The organism is Rhodococcus sp. NPDC058505 (genome assembly GCF_042720095.1).
GTDB lineage: Bacteria > Actinomycetota > Actinomycetes > Mycobacteriales > Mycobacteriaceae > Rhodococcus_G.
The window spans coordinates 20,609-40,266 of the sequence record NZ_JBHXNB010000008.1 but is presented as its reverse complement, the minus strand read 5'-3'; the positions used below and the strand labels follow the sequence as shown (position 1 = coordinate 40,266).

Here is a 19,658-nt window from a genome sequence, read left to right as displayed (position 1 = left end):
CGTCTCGGGGCGGTTCGACACGGGTTGCCGAGTGAGACGCAGCCAAACAGGGCACTCCCGATCGGTATGATCCGATAATTGTGTGCTATTGCGCCTGGCCAGGTAGCTTGTCCTCGATCGCATCGATCCTTCGCGCCTGCGCGTAAATGTCGACGCCTACACGTCGGTCGTCGAAGACGCCAAATCCACGAACGATTAGTGCCCCCAGCTGAAGTGCTGGAATGAGTCGACGAAGGAGTTCGCCCCCGTCGGGATCCGGATCACCGAGACCCTGTAGTGCGCGGTCAATGACCGAGTGCAAATCCCCCGACACCGACTCCGGATGCAGAACGCAGAGCGCTGGATGCGTTCGCGTCACTTCGATGGCAACTCCGAACTCCTCGATATCGCAGTCAAGCCATCCCGCGAACCGCAGCCTGTCGTCCGACCGGGTGAGCGGAAAATCGTGCCGGGCACCCACCGGAAGCATGACGGATTCTCTCTCCCATTGCCCCCAGACCCTGTGCTTCATCGCGAGGCTTGCGGCAAGTCGATTGGGGGGCTGGGTAGGCCAGGACGCTGCGACCAGCATGAGCCCCCATAACTCGTCCGACAGCAAGGACAACGCTTGCGATGCAGCGTGCGCCGCCTCCGCTACGCCGGCAGCTGGGGTTAGTCCTGCAACTGATGAACGATTCACCTCGATACCAAGGACGTCGATGTCCGAAAGCTCCGCCGAAACCGACCGAAGGAGCGGTACGTCCGCACACGATGCCCGGTCCAGCGACAGATCACCGCTCTCAGTAGTCATAGTGATCACCGTTCGGGGCGTTGAAGTGCGGTCCCCGATTCTGGGATGGGTCGTCGACGAAAATGTGACCCCCGGCGTCGTCTCGGATTGTCACTCTTCTCGTCCCCCCACCTTCGACGGGTACCTCGAATACATAGCTGCTACCCGGCTGCAATCGTCCTCGCCGATCATAGTTCGGGTCGACAGCCAGCGGCTGCTGCCCGACCGGGATACCCAGATCGCGTTTCACCTGGTTGAACGCACCATGGCGGCCCGCGCCATCGGGCGACATATTGGGAGGTCGGTGACCCCCGCACGCCTCCGGCGCCAACCCCAACGGATCGATCCACCCCGTCGGATTGTGCGGGTACGCACTCGGATTCGCCGCGGGCGCCAACCCGAGCGGGTCCTGCGTGACGTACCGGCCGAGCGCGGGGTCGTAGTAGCGGTGCAGGTTGTAGTGCAACCCGGTCTCGTCGTCGAGGTACTGGCCGGGGAACCGCAGCGGCGTCGACTCCCCCTGCCAGCTGGCCCGCCCCCACAAGTCCGCGGACGCCGACCCGACCTCCACCCCGGTAGCGGGGTCGACCAACCCGACCGGTGAACCGACGAGGTCGGTGACGATCGCGAAGAACTCGCCGTCGACCCGCGACTGGGTCAGCGGCGTGAACCCGCCCGGCCGGTACGTCCACCGGGTGATCTGCCCGGCCGACTCCTGTTCGACGAGTCGGGCGCCGTCCCAGGTGAAGCGGGTCCGCTCGACGACGGTCCCGTCGTGGGCGATCCGGTTCTTGGTGGTGCGGCGACCGTACGCGTCGTAGCTGTACCGCCACCGCTGCCCGTCGGGCGTCACGACCTCGATGAGCTGGTCGAATGCGTCGTACCGGTACCGCCACACCTCCGGCTTCCGCGACGGCCGGGTGACTGTCTTGCGGACCAGTCGTCCCGCCGCGTCGTGCCGGTAGCGGGTGCGGCCGTCCCGGATGATCAGGTTGCCGCGGTATTCGCGTCGGTCGTCGCCGCGGCGGGTGATGTTGCCGAGCCCGTCGTATCCGTACCGCTCCCCCGGCCCGTCGCCGCGGTCGACGGAGGTGACCCGGCCGACCGGGTCGAGCCGGTAGTCGGTGCGCATCCCCGTCTCCCCCGCGCGGCGCGTGTGCCGGGTGAGGTGGCCGTCGGCCCGGTAGTCGTACCCGTCCTCGCGCAGGACGGTGCTCGACGGTCCGCCGAGCCCGAGGTCGAGAGCCGGCGCGGGATGCGCGGTCACGGTCCGCGCGGCGATGCGCCCGGACTGCGTGTGGGTGTGCGTCACCGCGACCTCGCCGAGCCGCCACCCCGACACTGCGCCGCGCGGGTCGTGGGTAAACCCGACCGTGCGCCCCTCTGCGGTGAGCGCCGCCAACCGTCCCGCCGGATCCCACCGCCACCCGGTGTCCCCGCCCGACGCGCCCGACCGGCGGGTGCGGCGGCCCGCGGCGTCGTACTCGTATCCCGCCCGGCGGCCGTCCACGGTCTCGCTCGACACGAGACCTGCTGCGGTGTAACCCCGTTCGATCAGGTGCGTGACGTCGTCACCGCGCCCCGACGCGGCGGCGGTGACCCGGCCGGCGGCGTCGTGGCCGAAGCGGCGGTACTCCCCGGTGTCGGCGCGCACCTCGGTCAGCCGGCCGAGGATGTCGCGGCGGTGGGTGCGGGTGACCCCGGTCGCGCCGGTCACCGCCGCAGCCCTGCCCATCGCGTCGCGGGTGTAGGTGGTGGTCGCGCCGGCGTAGTCGGTCTCGGCGATCAGGCGTCCGGCCGGGTCGTACCGGTAGGTCCAGGTGTCGCCGAGCGGGTTGGTGACGGCAGTGAGGCGCCGTTCGGTGTCCCAGGTGTACCGGGTACTCACGCCGTCGGGGTCGATGCGCTCGGTGAGCAGGTCGAACGGGCCGTACCGGTACGCGGTGACCCCGCCGACCGCATTTCTGTGGGTGAGGAGGTTGCCCTCCCCGTCGTAACACCAGGTTTCGGTGCCGCCGTCGGCATCCGTGGCCTCGATCAGCCGGCCGCCGGGCGACCACCGCCGGGTGGTCACGGCGCCGGTCGGGTCCGTCACCCGGACCGGCCGCCCGAACCCGTCCCGCTCAATCCGGGTGACACCGCCGGACGGACACGTGATCGCGACCGGCAGCCCCGCCCCGTCGCAGTCGACGAGGGTGGTCGCACCCGTCGGGTCGGTGATCCGGGCGACCGCGCCGGTGTCGTGGTGCCGGTACGTGGTCCGCGCGCCGGACGAGTCGGTCACCGCGGCGAGCCTGCCGCGGCCGTCCCACGCCTGCCTGGTGACCTCCCAACCCGGATGGTGCACGGCGACAGCCTGTTTCGGCGCGCCGTAGTCGACGGTCAGCGTCTCGCCGTCGGGGCGGACGATGCGGGCGACGTCCCCGTCCGGGGTGTAGGTGTAGCCGGTGACGGCGCCGTCCGGGGTGCGGACCCGCAGCGGCTCGCGCCGGTCGTTGTAGTCGGTGTGGGTGTGCCCGCCCGCCGGGTCGATCAGGTCCCGCAGCCGCAGGTCCGTGTCGAAGCCGTGGGTGGTGGCGGCGCCGAGGGAATCGGTGACGACGGTGACCCGGCCGGCGGGCAGCTCGCGGTAGTCGAAGCGGCAGTTCATGATTTCCGCGGTGCCGCGCTGGGTGACGACCCGTCCGGACGCGTCGTAGCCGTTGTCCATCCGGGTGCCGTTGGAGTCGACCCACGCCAGCATCCGGCCGTCGGCGTCGTACTCGTAGCGGGTGGTGCCGCCGTCCCCGGTCGTCACCGAGGTGAGATCGCCGTCGGTGTACCCGAATTCGCGCACCGTCACGGCCGCGTCGCCGTCCACCACGGCCAGCGCCGTCACCCGGCCCGCCGCCGCGGTGACCCGCACCCGGTAGCCGCCGGAGTGCACGACCTCCCTCGGCGCGCCGTCCGCGTCGTAGCGCAGCAGGATGCGGTTGCCGTGCCGGTCGGTGATCGCGCTGATCGCCACGTTGCCGAGCGCCGAATCGAGTCCCGCCAGCTCGGGTTTCGGTGCGAAGTGCCAGCTGATCCGGCGGTCCGGGTCGTCGATCCGGTAGCCGCCCGCCTCCGTGCGGGTCAGCGGCCACCGCTGCCCGGATGCGGGCAGCACCGCCGCGCCGACCTCCGGGTGCGGATAGCTGAGCATGACGCCGTCCTCGGCGAGGAACGTGACACCCGCGTCCTCGACGACCACCCGCAGGTCGAGGGTCGCCGACCAACTCCGCCCGAACCAGCGCCCGAACCGGTGGTTCGACCGGTGCCGCCGCAGCAGCACCAGCGGCAGCACCCCCGGAAGCGTGAGATCGGTTTCCGGGAGCAGGAATTCGCCGGTCGCCACGTCGACGGGGTCGCCGCCCTCGGTGTTCTGGTGGCCGGTCCGGTCGGCCTCGACACCCCGGTCGGTCGCGGCGTGGTGGGCGCCGCGGTCCGCGTCGGCGAGCTGCTGCGGGGTCGGCGTCGGATCGGGCCGCGGCTCCGGTCCCGGCGCCGCGGGGTCGACGGAGGCCGGCGTGGTGTCCGGCGGCGGGTCCGCGGCACGATGCCCGTCCGGCGCGCGGTCGACGAGCCGGGCGGTGTCGGCCAGCGTGTCGGCGGCGTCCACGATGTGCTCGGTCCCGCGCACCGCGGCGGCCCCCACCCCGCCGACGCCGCCGGTCGCGGCGGTGAGCAGCGCGTCCCCGGCGAGGCCACCCGACACCTCGAACGGGTGCTCCCGCAGATCGGTGAGCATCGCGGAGACGACGGCGCCCGGGTCGGAGGCGGCGACGAACAGTCCCGCGGTCAGTTCCGACATCGCGGCCGCATACTCGGCCGGGTGCGTCAGGTTGTAGCGGTCGGCCGGGTTGACCTGCCGCACGAACCCGGCGATGCCGCTGAGCGAGGTGACCAGGCCCGCCGTGAAGTTCACCTTCGCCGCCTCGCCGACCGCGAGCAGGTCGGTGACGTCGGCGGCGAGGCGTTCGGTGAACGGCGGTGCGGTCGGCGCCGCCGCGGGGACCTCCGCCTGCCGGGCCGCGACCCGAGCGGCGACCCCGTCCCGCTCGGCGCGGGCGCCGCGGAGCATCGCGGCCGCGGCCGCCTTCGCCGCGTCGGACGCCGCAGCATCGTCCCCGACGGCGGCCTCGGCGCGGCCGGCCTCCCGCCACACCGCGACCGCGTCCGCCGCCCGCCCCTGCGCGGCCGCGACCGCGTGCCCCCACCCGGTGAGCGCCTCCCCCGCCGCCGTCATCGCGTCGGCCGCGGCGTGCCACAGGCCCGGCTGCCGGTCGTACACGGCGTCGAACGCGTCGGCGGCGCTGCCGGTCCAGCCCGCGGCGTCGACGGCGGCGAACGCGTCCCCAGCCCCGGCGATGCCGGACGCCAGGTCGGCGAGGACGGCCGCCGCGTCGGCGATCGCCGCCGGATCGCCGCGCACCAGGTCCCGCGGATCCTCCGACTGCCCGAGCTCGAGCTCGTCGACGGCGCCGCCGGTGGCGTCGGCGATCCGGTCGCCGAGCCCGGCCAGGGCGTCCGCGACCGGGTCCGCGCCGGCGCCGCGGGCGAGCCGTGCCGCCCCGTCGAGTCCGGCGTCGACGGCCTGTCCGACCGTCTCGGCGGCGGATTCGGCGGTGTCGGTGAGGAACTCGCCCGCCGCGTCGGCGGCGCCGGTCGCGTCGTCCCAGGTGTCGCTGAGCCAGCTCACGGCGCCTCCCCGGCGACGATGCCGGACACGACGGCCGCATCCGCGCCGATCGACCGGTACGCCTCGGCGAACGCGTCGACGCTGTAGTCGGGGCTGCGTACGTGGTTGATCGGGTTGTCGGCGAGGGTCTCGCCCCAGCCGCGGGCGGCGATCTCCGCCTCGCTCAGGTGCGGGTTGCCGACGACGTCGGACCACACCGTCTTCAGCATCGTCGCCGCGGCCTGCTCCATGTCGTGGTAGCGGCCCGCGTTCAGGTCGAGGGTGCGGGCGATCGAATTCGCGGCCTGCACCAGATACCGCACACCCCACGACCACCGTTCGACGCAGGCCTCGAACGCGGTCTGCACGTCGCGGTGCCCGGCCTCGAGCGGGGACAGCGCGAGCAACGAGAATCCGCGGCCCGACGCCGCGGTCTCCCCGATCCCAAGGTCGGCGAGCACACCGGTGATCGCGGTGATCCCGGCCGCCGCGTCGACGAGGACCTGCGGCTCGACCCGGAGTTCGCCGCTCACCGCGCCGCCCGCGCGGGATCCAGGAACGCCCCCGGCGCCGTGTCCGGCGGGAACGCCATCGGTGTTGGACCCGCGGCGTCGACCACGACGCCGGTCGGCCGGGGCAGGGCGGCGGCGATCTCGTCGAGGACCCGGCCCCCGGGCAGCGCGCGGTATCGGGCAAACGCCGCGGCGCCGCGCGCGTCGAGGTAGGCGGCGTACTGCGCCTCGCCGGTGAACACGCACAGCCAGTCGACGCCGCGGACGGTACTGATCAGCAGCCGGTCGTCGGGGGTGACGGGCAGCAGCACCGGCGCGTCCCGCAGCGCCGCGGTCAGCTGGCCCGGATGCCCGAATCCCTGCCGGAATGCCTCGACCTCGGCGCGCCACCGCGCGCAGCCGTCAGCACTGTCCCCCACGTCAATCCCCCCGGATCGCTGCGCTCCCCCACGGCGCGCCCGGTCAGCATAGCGGCCGGCGGGCCCGGTCCGCCCCCGGCCGGTCAGTGCGTGCGCGTGACGGCGCGAACGTGTCGGTCGCCCGTGACACGATGGCCCCGCACGATCGGCAGCGACGAGAGGAGGCACAGTGTCGGCAACCGGCGACGTCCACCGCCTCCAGCGAGAACGTCACTACAGCTCCGGCTGGTCCCTGCTGCGCTCCGACAATGCGCCCGCCGTCCTCGCCCTGCTGAGCAGGCACTTCGACCACGGCACCCGCCGCCTGCCGGCCCCGGAACTGTTCGCGCTGCTCGACGCGGACCTGCAGGAGCTGCGGGACGCTGGATTCGATCTGCCCCGCACCGGGCAGGGCTACTGCGCCGACTGGGTGCGCGCCGGATTTCTGCTGCGCCGCAGCAGCGACGCGGCACGGGAGGAGACCCTGGAACCGACCGACGGGGCGTTCGCGGCGATGACGTTCGTCGCCGGCCTTACTGGGCAGGTCAGCACGGTGACGGAGTCGCGGCTGACGACGCTGTCCGCGCAACTGCAGGCCCTCGCCAGGGACTCCGACCCCCGCAGCGAGAGCAGGCTGGCCGCGTTGCGTGCCGAACGCGACGAGCTGGACCGGCAGATCGCGGCCGTCGAGTCCGGCGACTTCCCGATCCTCGACGGGGCCAGGGCCGTCGAGCGGTCCGCGGAGATCCTCGCGCTGGCCTCCGAGGTGCCGGGCGACTTCGCGCGGGTCCGGGCCGGATTCGAGGACCTGAACCGGGACCTTCGGGCCCGCATCCTCGACGACGACACCGACCGCGGCGACACCCTCGGCGACGTGTTCCGCGGTGTCGACCTGATCGGCCAGTCCGACGCGGGCCGCAGCTTCACCGCGTTCTACGACATGATCCTCGACCCCGCCCGGTCCACGCAGCTCGACGACTGGATCGACGCGATCCTCGACCGCCCGTTCGCCGCCGCCCTCGACGCCGACCAGCGCCGCCGCTTCCGGGCGCTGCTCACCGAGATGGAAACCGCTGCGTCCGAGGTTCATTCGACGATGACATCGCTTTCCCGTTCGTTGCGCCATTTCGTGCAGTCCCGCACCTACGAGGAGCACCGGCGGTTGCAAAAACTGCTGCGGGCAGCGCAGCAGCAGGCGGTGGCGGTCGCGAAGGTCCGCCGCCCGTTCGACACCGTCGGCCTGGACCTGGTGCGGATCGGCATGGGCATCGAATCGGTCGCTGCCCTGCGACTGCACAATCCGAGCGACGACCTCGTGACCGAGCCGGTACGGACCGCGGAGCCGGGCGTGGTGGACCTTGAGGACCTGCGCCGCCTGGTCCGCGAGTCGGAGATCGACTTCGACGAACTGACCGGAAACGTCGCCGCCACGCTCCGCGACCGGGGCCGCGCCTCGGTCGGGGACGTGCTGCGCGCGCATCCCGCCACCCAGGGCCTGGCCAGCGCGGTCGGGTTGATGGTGCTCGCCACCCGGCATGGGCACCGCGTCGACGAGGTCGAGGAGATCGGGTGGACGTCCGCGGCGGGCACCGAACGCCGCGCCACGATCCGGCGGCTGCTGTTCGATCCGACCGCCGATGAGTTCACCCGCCGCGCAGGCCCGCCGTCCGCGACCGCCGCCGACCGGCCACTCGACGTCCCGATCCAGGAGGTCACGCCGTGACCGAGACCGCCGCAGCCGACGCCGATCCGCCAGCCGATCTCGAACCGCCCACCGCCCGCTATCCCGGCGACACCGGCGACCTGGACCTGCCGACCCGCCGCGCCCTGGTTCAGCTGCTCAAGGGTCCGCTGATCACCGCGGCGAAACACCCGGAGGTGTGGCGCACCGTGGTCCGCGAGGAGCGGCTGCTGCGGTCCCGGGTCGCGGACGTGTTCCTCGACCTGGTCGTCGACGACGAGAACGAACTCGCATTCACCCGGCCCGCGGACACCGGCGATCTCGACACCCCGACCGTGCTGCGTACCGAACGACTCACGTTCATGGACACCGTCATGCTGCTCGCGCTGCGGCAGCGGCTGCTGCGGGCCCAACCCGGGGAGCGAGTCATCGTCGACCGCGACGAGATCGCCGAACAACTCGAGATGTACCGCGCGGGCGGCGACACCGACCCCGCCGGCTACGCGAAACGGGTCACCGCGTCGTGGACGAAGCTCGGAAAGTACTCGCTGCTGTCAAGAACGAGCACCGACGACCGGATGGAGATCTCCCCGGTGCTGCGGCAACTATTCGACGCCGACCAGGTCGCCGCCGTCGACGCCGAGTTCCGCCGGATCGCCGAGGAGGAGTCCCCGTGACCACCATCGCGCCAACGCCGGTGCATCCCGGCCAGCGCCGGCTGGCCCGCGTGCAGGTGGTGAACTGGGGGACCCTGCACGGCCACCACGATGTCCCGGTGGCCCGCACCGGCTTTCTGATCACCGGCAACTCCGGCTCCGGCAAGTCGACGCTGATCGACGCGATCTCCTCGGTGCTGATGCCCGGCGACCGGGTTCAATTCAACGCCGCCGCCCAGGAATCCGCCAAGTCGGGTCGCACCCTGGTCAGCTACGTGCGCGGCGCGTGGCGGCGGGAGGCGGGCGTCGACACCGATGGCCTGGTCACTGCCTACCTGCGCGACGGCGCCACCTGGAGCGCGGTCGCGCTGACCTACCGCACAGGCAGCGACGAACCGCCGGTCACGCTGGTCAAGCTGATGCACCTCGGGCGCGGGCAGAACGCGGTCGCCGACGTCGGCCACCTGCACCTGATCCTCGACCAGGAACTGGACCTCACCGAGCTGGCACCGTTCGTCACCCGAGGAATCGACACCCGCGGCATCCGCAAACGCTGGCCGGACGCGACCGTCAACCCGTCCTACGGCCCGTTCGCCCGCAGTTTCCGCTCCCGCCTGGGAATTTCGACGGAGAGCGCGCAGCGGCTGCTGCACCGCACGCTGTCCGCGAAGTCGCTGAGCAGCCTCGACCAGCTGCTGCGCGACTACATGCTCGACACCCCCGGCACGTTCGACATGGCCGACCGCGCGGTCGCGCAGTTCCATGACCTGCGCGACGCGCACCGCGTCGTCGTCGACGCACGGAACCAGGTCGACGCCCTAGCCCCGCTCGACGAGCTCGCCGCCGCTCGCCGCACCGCGCTCACCACGCGCCGCGACACCGACGAGGAGACCGCGCACCTCGACGCGGTCCGCGCCCAACGGTCCCTCGAGCTGCTCCTCGGTGAGCAGACCGAAATGCGGGCCCGCACACCGCTGCTCGAGGCGGGCGCCGTCGAGGCCGCGGACGCCGCGCAGCGGGCCAGGCAGGACACCGTCGACCTGAGCGTCCGGATCGAGGGGGTCGACGGTGGACGCCTGTCCGTCCTGACCGCGCAGCGGGACGCCGAGGTCCGCACCGTGGCGCGGGTCCGGGCCCGACGCGACCGGATCGCACACGCCGTCACCGCGTGGAACGGGGCGGTCCCCGCCACCGCGGAGGAGTTTGTCGTCCTGCGCACCCAACTCGAGGACCAGCTCGCGCACGCCGCCGACGGGCACGAGGACCGACTCGGCGAGCGCTACCGGATCTCCGACCGGCGGGCCGCCGCTGCCCGCGACCGCGACCGCCTCACCGAGGACCGGGAGGCGCTGGCCCGCCGCCGCTCCAACATCGACCCCGCACTCCTCCGCGTCAGGGAGACCCTCTGCGCGGCAACCGGGCTCGGCGAGGACCAGCTGCCCTTTGCGGGCGAACTGATCGCGGTCCGCGCCGAGCACACCGAGTGGACCGGGCCGATCGAGCGGGTCCTCGGCGGTTTCGCCCGGACCATGCTTGTCCCCGAGGACGCCTACCCGGACGTCGCCGCCGCGGTGGACGGCACCCACCTCGGCGCCCGGCTGGTGTACCGGCGGGTGCGGATCACGTCGGCGCCGACGACGCAGACCGGGCCGTCGTCGCTGGTGCGTCGCGTCGACGTCGCCACCGGACCGATGTCCGGGTGGATCCACCGGCATCTCGCCGACCACTTCGACTACGCCTGCGTCGACTCCGTCGACGACCTGCCCGACCACCCGCAGGCCGTGACCCGCGCCGGACAGGTCAAGCATTCCGCCGAGCGGCACGAGAAGGATGACCGGCGCCGCGTCGACGACCGCAGCCGCTGGGTGCTCGGCTTCGACAACGAGGCCAAGCTCACCGACCTGCGCCGCCGCATCGGCGACCTCGACGCCACCGTCACCGCGCTGACCACCCGTCTCGATGACCTCGACCGCCGCGACCGGGACCTCGCCCGGCAGAACCAGTCCGCGCAGACCGTCCTCGACGCGCAGTGGACGGACATCGATCTGGCCGCCGCCGAGTCGACGTTGGCCGCCCTCGACGACCGGCTGGCCGGCTGGCAGCAGGACAATCCGGAACATGCCGCGCTGACCGCGGCACTCGACCGCACCCGAGTCACCGAGACGGAGGCCGCGGCGGCACGATCGAACGCCGAGGCGACGCTCACGATGCACGTGAAACAGCTCGACGAGCTCGACGCGAAGGTGTCCGAGGCCCGGGACGCGGCGACCGCGGAGGTGCCGGACGCCGTCGACGCCCGCATCGACGCCCGCTTCGCGAAGGTGTCCCGCAGGTTGACGTCCGCAAACATCGACCGCGCCGTGTACACGGTGAGCCAGGCCATCGCCGACGAGAACCGTCGCGCCCAGCACGACCTGTCCACCGCGAACACGCGGATCACCGGCCTCCTGACGAAGTACCTGGCGCGCTGGGAATCGCGCGCCGGGGAGTTGCGCGCGGATGCCGACTACGTCGACGACGCCCTCACCGTGTTGGCGCGGCTGCGGTCCGACGGGCTGCCCCAGTACGAGGACCGCTTCTTCCAGTTGTTGCACGACCAGTCGGTGCGCAACATCGGCGAACTGGCGCGCGCGATCCGCAAGGCACCCGGCGAGATCCGCTCCCGTGTCGACCCGGTGAACGTGTCGCTGCAGCGGTCCGCGTTCGACACCGACCGGTGGCTGCGGATCGACGTGCGGGAACGCCGCTCCCCCGCCGCCACCGAGTTCCTCGACGACCTCAACGCGATCAACAGCGGCGCCTGGGACGACGAGGGGCGACCGGCCGCCGAGCAACGGTTCGCGCGAATGTCCGCGGTTCTGGACCGGCTCGCGTCCGGGGAGCCCGCCGACCAGCGCTGGCGTCGGCAGGTCCTCGACACCCGCCTGCACGTCGGGTTCATCGGCGTCGAGGTCGACGGCGATGGGGAGGTCCGCAACTATCACGACTCGAGTTCCGGGCTGTCCGGCGGTCAGGCGCAGAAGCTGGTGTTCTTCTGCCTCGCCGCGGCGCTGCGCTACCAACTCGCCCCGGACGGCGACGGCGTGCCGCGGTACGGGACGGTGATCCTGGATGAGGCCTTCGACCGTGCCGACTCCGCCTACACCCGGCGCGCGCTGGACGTGTTCACCCAGTTCGGCTTCCACATGGTGCTCGCAACCCCGCTGAAGCTGCTGCAGACCCTCGAGGAGTACATCGGCGGCGCGGCAGCGGTGAGCATCCGCGACAACCGGTACTCGCAGATCGCGCTGATCGGCTGGGAGGACGACACACCCGGAGCACCCCGCGCCGAGCCGGCACCGGGCACGGACGCCGCGAGTGAGACCAGCGCCGCGGCCGCGGGCCCGAACCCGGTCGTGTCCGGGTCCCCCACCGACGACGGCGCCGACCCCGCGTGACCGGCCGCGTCTCCCCGCCCGCGGTCGCGGTGAAGGCCCGCGCCGCGTATACCTCCCGACGCCGGCGCTGGCTGACCGATCCGGCTGCGGCGCAATACGATTCGCTGTCGGTGGCACTGCACCCACCGTCGGAGGCGACTGTCGCCGCCGACCCGGATGCGATCCGCGAGTGGGTGCGGGTGTGGCGCGGCCACGACGGCGCAGGCGACGTCGAATGGGTGACCCGACGTTGGCCGAGTTTCGGCACGCAGGAGGTGCCGATGCGGGTGGTGCTGCGCGGCGCCGCATCCATCGCCGACGCCGCGGGCCGCGCCGACGAGTGGCGGCGGCTCCTCGCCCGCCGGGCGCGGCTGCTGACGCTGGCCCCCGACGCGCCCGACCTGCCCGCCGCCCTCGCGTCCACCGCCACCGCGTGGGATGCGCTGGACGAGACCGACTTCGACCGGCTCCGCGGGGCACTGCGGTGGCTGCTCGAGCATCCCGCGTCCGGGCTGCTGATCCGGCAGCTTCCAGTGCCGGGGGTGGACACGAAGTGGATCACCCGGCACCGCGGGCTGACCGAGACTCTGCTCACCGGGATCCGCGGTGACGGCGTGCTCGGGGTGCGAACGCTGCCACGGCTGCTCGACGTCGCAGTCCTGGACCGCGGTCTGCTACCCGGCGCACCGCGGGTGTTCGCCGCGTCGATCGACGAACTCGCGACCCTGCCGCTGCGGCCAGCGACAGTGCTGATCCTGGAGAACAAGGAGGGCGTGCACGCGCTGCCCGACCTGCCCGGCACGGTCGCGGTGCACGGCGGCGGGTACGCCGTGCACGAGGTGGCGGCCCTGCCGTGGCTGGCCGGTACCGCGGTCCGGTACTGGGGCGACCTGGACAGTCACGGGTTCGCGATCCTCGATCGGCTGCGCCACCACCTGCCCGGTGTGCGGAGCGTGCTGATGGACCGCACCACCCTCGACCGTTGGGGTGGCCTCGCGGTCCCTGAACCCGCCCCGGCCACCGGCGAATTCACCGCCCTCACCGAGGACGAGGCCGCCACCCTGGCGATGCTGCGGAGGCAGGGTCTGCGACTCGAGCAGGAACGCATCCCGTGGCCGTACGTGCTCGAGCACCTCGACGACGCCCCCTCCCCCTGACCGCTGTGGTCGCCGACCACCTGGGCCGGTCGACTCAGTCCCGCCAGTACCCCATCCACTCGTCCCACTCGGGACTGTCGGTGAGCGCGGTGTCCGCGCGCGCCAGCTCGCGCAGGCCCCGCACGACCCACTGCAGGTAACGCAGGTGCAGCGCGTCGGCGTGCGCGCGGGGGCCGGGGAGCGGCGGGCGCAGGTGCAGCAGCAGCTGCATCACGTCGGCCGCGGTGAATCCCTCGGGGATGAGGCGCAACGCGCGGTCGTGGGCGATGAGACGCTCCAGCCCGGACCGCAGGTCCTCGGACGCGGCGGCGAGCTCCTCGTCGATGAGCCTGCCGACGTCCGGCGGTCGCAGGATCGGCCCGGTGGCACCGGTGATCTGCCGGGACAGGAAGGTCGCGACGGCGCCCGACGGTTCGCCGCCGCGCGCGGCCTGCGCTGCGGCGGCGCACTCGTCGGCGACGGCGTGGACGAGGAGCCCGGCCTCCCGCACCCCCTGCAGGTGCAGCGCCCCGACCAGGTCCTGCTTGGTCGGGTAGCGCCGATAGATCGATCCGATCCCGACGCCCGCGTGGCGGGCGATGTCGGCCATGGAGGCGCCGTGCCCCTGGGCGGAAAACACCTCGCGGGCGGCGGCGAGCACGGCCAGGTCATTGGACCGGGCCTCCCGCTGCCGGCCGGACAGGGGACGACCCGGTTCGGAGGACGCGTGCATGGCGCTCAGTGTAGGGGCCGCTTCCGGCGTGCTACTTTCAATCGGAACGAACATTCCGTTCCGATTGGAATCTGAGCCACGCGCACCGAAAGCGAGCACGCCATGCCAATGCCACCCGAGACGATCCCCGACCGGATCGAGGCCGCGGCGCCCGCGGCCGTCCCCGACCATCACCGGGTCGCGCACCCCGGACTGTTCATCTTCGCGTTGAGCGCGGTGGTGTTCGCGTTCTCGCTGATGCAGACGCTCGTCGTGCCCGCCCTGCCGACGATCGGCCGCGACCTCGGCGCGACCGCGCAGGGCACCGGGTGGATCCTCACCGCCTTCCTGCTCGCCGGCGCGGTGCTCTCCCCCGTCGTCGGAAACCTCGGGGACCGGCTCGGACACCGCCGCGTGCTGCTCGCCGCGGTGCTCGTCTTCGCCGCCGCGACCCTCGTCGCCGCGGCGGCCCCGAATCTCGGGGTGCTGCTCGCGGCGCGGGTGGTGCAGGGCGTGAGCACCGCCACCTTCCCGTTGGCGCTCGCCCTCGCCAGGGACCTGCTGACCGGGCGGCAGTTGGCGACGGCGTTCGGCTGGATTCCGGGGATGGTGGGCCTCGGCGCCGGCATCGCGCTGGTGCTCGGCGGGGTGGTCGTTGACGCGTTGTCGTGGCGCTGGCTGTTCGTCGTCGCCGCGGCGCTGATCGTCGCGTCGGCCGCGGCGGTCGCGGTGTGGGTGCCGCGCGGCGGGTCGCCGCGGGCGGCCGGATCGACCGACTGGCCCGGGACGATCCTGCTCACCGCCGGACTCGTCGGCGTGCTGCTCGCGGTATCGCAGGGCGGCGCCTGGGGGTGGGCGTCGCCGTCAACGATCGGCGTCGGCGCCGCGGGTCTCGTCCTGCTCGGCCTGCTGATCCGCGTCGAATTGCGCAGCGCCGCACCGGTGGTGGACGTGCGGACCTTCCGGCACGGCGCGCTCGCGCTGGTCAGCGTGCTGACCGTCGTCATTGGGTTCGTCCCGTACGTCTGCTACGTCGCGCTGCCACTGCTTCTGCAGGCGCCGACCAGCACCGGATTCGGGCAGGGCATGAGCGTGACCGTCTCGGCCGTGACGATGCTGCCGAGCGCCGTCATGGTCTTCGTCGGCGGCCGGGTGACGCCCGCGCTGGTCGCCCGGTGCGGCGGTGGCGGCACCGCGGTGATCGCCGCGGCGGTGATGGCGGTCGGTGCCGCCGGGCTCGCGCTGTGGCCGACCACCTGGGGCGTGGTCGTCGGGTTCGCGGTCTTCGGCATCGGCAACGGGATCGGGTACGCGATCTGCGCGCAACTCGTCGTGGCCCTGTCGCCCGCGGCGGAGACCGCCGCCGCGGTCGGACTGAACAGTGTGGTGCGGACGGTCGGGTCAGCGGCCGCGGCACCGGTGGTGACGGCGGTGCTGGCGATGGGCGCCGTCGCGGGCCACCCCGCCTACCCGTACTCGCTGGCGTTCTGGGTGGCGGCGGCCAGCAGCCTCGTCGGCGTCGCGGCAGCGGTCGCCCTCGTCGCCCACTCCCGCAGGGCCTGACGACCTGGGCCGTCGACGCCGCGGCGGCCGTCGTGTCGGTGCACGCCGGTACCGTCCGCATCGACGATCGTCACGCAGGAGGGGGCCCCGATGTCCGACGGACAGGCATTCGACAGCGCGGTCGACGGTGCGTGGCGGGAGTTCCGCACCGCCCTCGCCGACCGGCTGGCGCTGCTCGAGCACGACGACACGCTGGTGCTCGGGGCGCTGTCGGTGGACCGGACGACGCTGCTGGTGACGGTGGACTTCTGGCGGGCCGGGATGCACCTCGTCTGCACCGCCCGCCACGACGATCTCGCGGTCGACAGCGTCCTGTTCGACGCGGCCCGCGCGGGCGGGTGGGACGAGGAGCCCGGGCACCCGGACCAGGTGACGCTCGAGGTGCCGATCCGGCAGGTCGACCGCGCGGCCGCGGCATCGGTGACCGTGCTGCGGGACATCGCGGGCCTCACCCATCCGAGCTTCGTGCACGCCCGCACCGGCGCCGGCCCGGCCACCCTGACCGCGGCGATGGCGGACGCACCGGTCGAGCCGGCGCCGATGACGCTGCCCGAACTGGAGCACCCGGCCGACCCGCGCGAGCTGCGGGAGGCGGTCGCGCGGACGCTGGCCTGGAAATACGGCACCCCGCCGATCACCGACGAGGACGACGACTTTCCCGTCACCCTCGACGGATTCGCCGGATATGTGCTCCCCCATCCGAAGCAGCCGCAGGTCCGGATCCTGGTGCCGCTGCTGCGGGAGGTCACCGGACGCACCCGCGCCGCCGAGGTGCTCGCCGACCTCAACGCGGAGCTGACCTTCATCCGGCTGACGCTGACCGCCGATCAGATCAACGCCGTCATCGACCTCCCCGGGTCGCCGTATGCCGGCGCGCAGCTGAGCGATCATCTCGACCGGATGACCACCTTCCTGCGCACCCTCGACGACCGGTTCGAGCAGCGGCTCGGCGGCAGATTCTGTGACGACTCCCGCGCGGCGGCGCGCGCGCAGCCCGACCGGGACTCCGCCGACGACCTGCCAGCCGGGCTGCTCACGCTGATCCAGTTGGACGCCACCGGAACCGGGACACTCGATGCCGGTCAGGTCGCGCGGGTGTGCGACCACGACCGGGACACGATCCTGCGCTACCTCGACATCTGTGAGGAGCAGGTCTACGAATGGCGGGAGTCGGGTGTCGCGGCACGCGGCGCAGGCGACGACGAGGAGGCCGGGGCGTGCGATCACGAGATGGCGGGCTGGCAGGCCACCGTCGACTCGCTCCGCGCCGCCCTGCGGGTGGTCGCGCTCGGCCCGCCGAGCCCGCGCCAGATGGAATTGTTCAACACCGACCAACCAGACCCGTTCGACTGACCGCGACCGGTTGCCGACCTCGGGTGGGCGGGGTCAGCGACCCGGATCGATCGCCGCGAACCGCTCCTCGCCGCGCTGCTCCGCGGCCGCGTACCGCGCCTCGATCCGCTCGAACACCTCCCGCATCGCCTCCACCTCCGCGATGTGATCGGTCAACGCCTGCACCATCGAATAGTCGCCACCGACCGCCTTGCGACTGAACTTCGTCGCCAGGGCGATGCCGCTGGGGAAGGTGCCGAATCCGTCGATCTTCCCCAACTGCCGCGCCCGCTCGCGGAGTGCGCGAAGCTCGTCGGCGAACTCCGCACAGGCCCGCGCGCAATTCGTCGCCACCCCACGCTCAAGGCTGAGCCGACCTTCGTCCACCGCAGTACCCAGCGAGTTCCATTCTGAGACCTCATTTTCCGGCAAGTTGGCTCCGATCGCTATCAAGGACTGACTACTCGGGGACAAATGGAAGCAACGTCGTCGCTGCTTCCCATACCACGGAGCACGGCTGTTGATCAGCGGGTCTCTCACCTGACTCCGATACTGAGATGACGACCGCGCCACCAGCCGATGCGGTCGCGAGGTCACAATCGGTCCCGGCACGATCCGTCGCATCGTGGTACTGCACGACTGATCGCTCACCGATCGTCGAATCGCTAAAACTCTCGTAGTCAGCGTTCCGCCTGACATCCTCGATGGAATAGTTCGTCGCGAGCACCGACAGAAAGTGCGTCGCGTTGTTCCATCCGCACAGATTCCACCCCGGCTGGTGCACCCCGAGAATGTCCCGCGACTCGGTGGCCGGATCCATCCCGACCGCACGGATCGCGTCGTCTGGAATGTCGTCGCACGGATCGAACGCCGGGTTGCTGGCGGTGGGCTGCTCGGGCCCCGCCTCCCCGCTGACCGTGCCGCACCCGGCGACCGCCACCGCGGCCGCCGCGAACAGCAGTATCCCCACCGTCCTCATCCGTCACACCCCCATGCAGAATGTCCGCTCACAGTACCCAGACGCGGCGGGTCCGCTGCTGGTTCCGTCCGTCACTCCGCACCGTTGTTGTCGGCCGGGCACGCTACCGTGGTCGGCGACCGCTACCGCGCTCACCAGCGAAGAGGAACCATGACCGACCAGGACGACCAGCCGTTGCAGCTCGACGGAGCTTTCGCCGTCGCCACCGAGGACCGCGACCAACTGCACACGCTGTGTGTGCGGGCATTGACCGAGTTGCTCGGCGAGGCACCGGAGACCGACGAGGACGGTGACATCGTCATCCCCGTGCACGGCTTCGGGGTGTTCGTCACGGTCGCCGACGACGGCCCGCAGTTGCACGTGTGGGCGTCCCTGCTCGACGGGCTCACCGACGGCGACAAGGCTGCCGACCAGCTGGTCGGGCTGGCGCACGAGTGGCCGCGGCTGCGCTTCGTCCTCGACGACGGGCACCTGCTTGCGTCGACGATCCTGGACGCGGACCCGTTCGCCCCGCAGCACCTGCTGAATCTGGTCGACGAGCTGCACGACCTCACCCACGAGCTGGACGACGACTTCGCGGCCCGGTTCGGCGGCACCCTCGACTGCGATGCCGACGACGACAGCTACGCCGGTGAGTGCGGCGCCGGCGGCTGCGGCTGCGGCGACTGCGGGTGTGGCGACGCAGCCGAGGCCGGAGATCTCGGGGACAGCATCCCGGTCGGCGCCCCGCAGCAGTAGCAGCGGCAACCACCGGACCTGCGGCCGGTGCGGCACCCTTCGGGGCGCCGCACCGGCCGTCCCGTCAGACCACGTTCCACAGGTAGCGCCCCTCGGGTTCGTCGATCCAGCCGCGGATCAGGTCGATCGCCCGGTTGCGGAACGCCGTGGTCGGGCGCACCGCGACCCGCTGCGCCGGGTCGAACGCGATCCAGCCCAGCTGCACGGTCAGCGCCGCGACCAGTCGCTGCACCAGCCCGAACGTGTGGTCGGCGTCGTCGAGTCCGGGGTCGGCGAGCAGCCCGATCCGGACCGCATCGTCGATGATGGTGACCCGCAGCCCGATCCCCGGGTCGACCAGTGAGGCGAGTCCCTCGAAGTCGCCGTCCACGACGCCGGGGTGCACGGACCGCACGCAGTCGGCGACGAGTTCGGGCAGCGTCGGATCGTCGGCCCTGATCCGTGCGAACTGGTTGCGGCCCAGGTCGAATGCCGCGTCGAATTCGCGGTCGAGTTGGTAGTCGTCGTGCCGCGGCACCACGAACACCGCGTATTCGACGGGGGCGGGTCCGTTCACCTCCCGCACCGCCACCTCGTTGTCGATCACCTCGATGCACCACCGGGCGCCGTCCTGCCCGGTCGCGACGACGGTCCCGGTGAGGGTGTGGTCGAAGGTGAAATGTGCCAGCTGGGGCGGGAATTCGCAGGCGCTCTCGTAGCGCATCTCGTTGCGGAGGAACGCGCCGGGCCGCAGGAACGTGTCGATCAGGTAGGTCATCCACCCTGACGAGCGGTAGAACTTCTCGTGGCCGTTCCATTCCAGCGCGGAACCGTCCGCGGTGGGCACCCACTGGCAGTTCAGCGCGGGCTGCCCGTAGGGCGGATTGTTCTGTAGCGCGATGTCGAGGTGCTCGTCGGTCGCGTCGCCGAGCGCGTACGGACCGGCGGGGCGCCGCATCCTCCGGCTCCGCGCGAACCGGGTCAGATAGTCGCGTTCCGCCGCGTTCAGCGGGGGATCGATCCGGATCTGGCCGGTGAATTCGGTGGTGTACCCCATGTGCGCCTCCCCAAGGTGTGTGTACCTGGTT

At 72.2% G+C, this 19,658-nt stretch carries 15 protein-coding genes; 7 read left to right on the top strand and 8 right to left on the bottom strand.

From position 1 onward, the window contains the following. Positions 1–85: 85 nt before the first annotated feature. From ACFWPA_RS08525 to ACFWPA_RS08510, 4 genes are read right to left on the bottom strand one after another with little or no spacing between them, the layout of a single operon-like run. Positions 86–790, bottom strand: coding sequence for a hypothetical protein (locus tag ACFWPA_RS08525; RefSeq protein ID WP_378570000.1), 705 nt, complete (start codon positions 788–790; stop codon positions 86–88). After that, a complete protein-coding gene (locus ACFWPA_RS08520) occupies positions 780–5,489 on the bottom strand; it encodes a putative T7SS-secreted protein (RefSeq protein ID WP_378569999.1) in 4,710 nt (1,569 codons plus the stop codon). The genes ACFWPA_RS08525 and ACFWPA_RS08520 overlap by 11 nt, the downstream gene beginning before the upstream one ends. Beyond that, complete coding sequence (locus ACFWPA_RS08515; RefSeq protein ID WP_378569998.1) at positions 5,486–6,001, bottom strand: WXG100 family type VII secretion target; 516 nt, start codon at positions 5,999–6,001, stop codon at positions 5,486–5,488. Before ACFWPA_RS08515 ends, ACFWPA_RS08520 begins: the two co-directional genes overlap by 4 nt. Then, on the bottom strand, positions 5,998–6,399 hold the full coding sequence (locus ACFWPA_RS08510) for an SseB family protein (RefSeq protein WP_378569997.1): 402 nt from the start codon (positions 6,397–6,399) through the stop codon (positions 5,998–6,000). Before ACFWPA_RS08510 ends, ACFWPA_RS08515 begins: the two co-directional genes overlap by 4 nt. A 169-nt stretch (positions 6,400–6,568) precedes the next feature. Here ACFWPA_RS08510 and ACFWPA_RS08505 point away from each other — a divergent pair, with 169 nt between their 5' ends. From ACFWPA_RS08505 to ACFWPA_RS08490, 4 genes are all read left to right on the top strand, one after another. Next, positions 6,569–8,101, top strand: a complete 1,533-nt coding sequence (locus ACFWPA_RS08505; protein WP_378569996.1) for a DUF3375 domain-containing protein — start codon at positions 6,569–6,571, stop codon at positions 8,099–8,101. 80 nt (positions 8,102–8,181) lie between these two features. Beyond that, the gene (locus ACFWPA_RS08500; RefSeq protein WP_378570041.1) at positions 8,182–8,736 is read left to right on the top strand and encodes a DUF4194 domain-containing protein; all 555 of its coding nucleotides are present in this window, start codon (positions 8,182–8,184) and stop codon (positions 8,734–8,736) included. A 5-nt stretch (positions 8,737–8,741) separates the two neighbouring features. Next, entirely contained in the window at positions 8,742–12,152 is a 3,411-nt protein-coding gene (locus tag ACFWPA_RS08495; RefSeq protein WP_378570040.1) for an ATP-binding protein, read from the top strand. Next, on the top strand, positions 12,149–13,288 hold the full coding sequence (locus ACFWPA_RS08490) for a DUF3322 domain-containing protein (RefSeq protein WP_378569995.1): 1,140 nt from the start codon (positions 12,149–12,151) through the stop codon (positions 13,286–13,288). Before ACFWPA_RS08495 ends, ACFWPA_RS08490 begins: the two co-directional genes overlap by 4 nt. A 34-nt stretch (positions 13,289–13,322) precedes the next feature. On the opposite strand, the gene ACFWPA_RS08485 is transcribed toward ACFWPA_RS08490, so the two are convergent. Next, positions 13,323–14,000 (bottom strand): helix-turn-helix domain-containing protein, encoded by a 678-nt coding sequence (locus tag ACFWPA_RS08485; protein WP_378506776.1) that lies wholly within the window; start codon positions 13,998–14,000, stop codon positions 13,323–13,325. Positions 14,001–14,102: 102 nt separating this feature from the next. Between ACFWPA_RS08485 and ACFWPA_RS08480 the strand changes: the two genes are divergently transcribed. Together ACFWPA_RS08480 and ACFWPA_RS08475 are read left to right on the top strand one after the other, a co-directional pair. Further along, complete coding sequence (locus tag ACFWPA_RS08480) at positions 14,103–15,542, top strand: MFS transporter (protein ID WP_378569994.1); 1,440 nt, start codon at positions 14,103–14,105, stop codon at positions 15,540–15,542. A gap of 90 nt (positions 15,543–15,632) precedes the next feature. After that, positions 15,633–16,895, top strand: a complete 1,263-nt coding sequence (locus tag ACFWPA_RS08475; protein ID WP_378569993.1) for a hypothetical protein — start codon at positions 15,633–15,635, stop codon at positions 16,893–16,895. Positions 16,896–16,928: 33 nt separating this feature from the next. Here ACFWPA_RS08475 and ACFWPA_RS08470 read toward each other — a convergent pair whose 3' ends face one another. Continuing rightward, positions 16,929–17,261, bottom strand: coding sequence for a hypothetical protein (locus tag ACFWPA_RS08470; protein WP_378569992.1), 333 nt, complete (start codon positions 17,259–17,261; stop codon positions 16,929–16,931). Between the two features lie 73 nt (positions 17,262–17,334). After that, the gene (locus ACFWPA_RS08465; protein ID WP_378569991.1) at positions 17,335–17,844 is read right to left on the bottom strand and encodes a DUF3558 domain-containing protein; all 510 of its coding nucleotides are present in this window, start codon (positions 17,842–17,844) and stop codon (positions 17,335–17,337) included. A 159-nt stretch (positions 17,845–18,003) separates the two neighbouring features. Here ACFWPA_RS08465 and ACFWPA_RS08460 point away from each other — a divergent pair, with 159 nt between their 5' ends. Further along, positions 18,004–18,591 carry a hypothetical protein gene (locus ACFWPA_RS08460; RefSeq protein ID WP_378506771.1) on the top strand — a complete coding sequence of 196 codons (588 nt, stop codon included), beginning with the start codon at positions 18,004–18,006 and terminating at the stop codon, positions 18,589–18,591. 64 nt (positions 18,592–18,655) lie between these two features. Here ACFWPA_RS08460 and ACFWPA_RS08455 read toward each other — a convergent pair whose 3' ends face one another. Next, on the bottom strand, positions 18,656–19,627 hold the full coding sequence (locus ACFWPA_RS08455) for a hypothetical protein (RefSeq protein ID WP_378569990.1): 972 nt from the start codon (positions 19,625–19,627) through the stop codon (positions 18,656–18,658). Between the last annotated feature and the right edge of the window lie 31 nt (positions 19,628–19,658).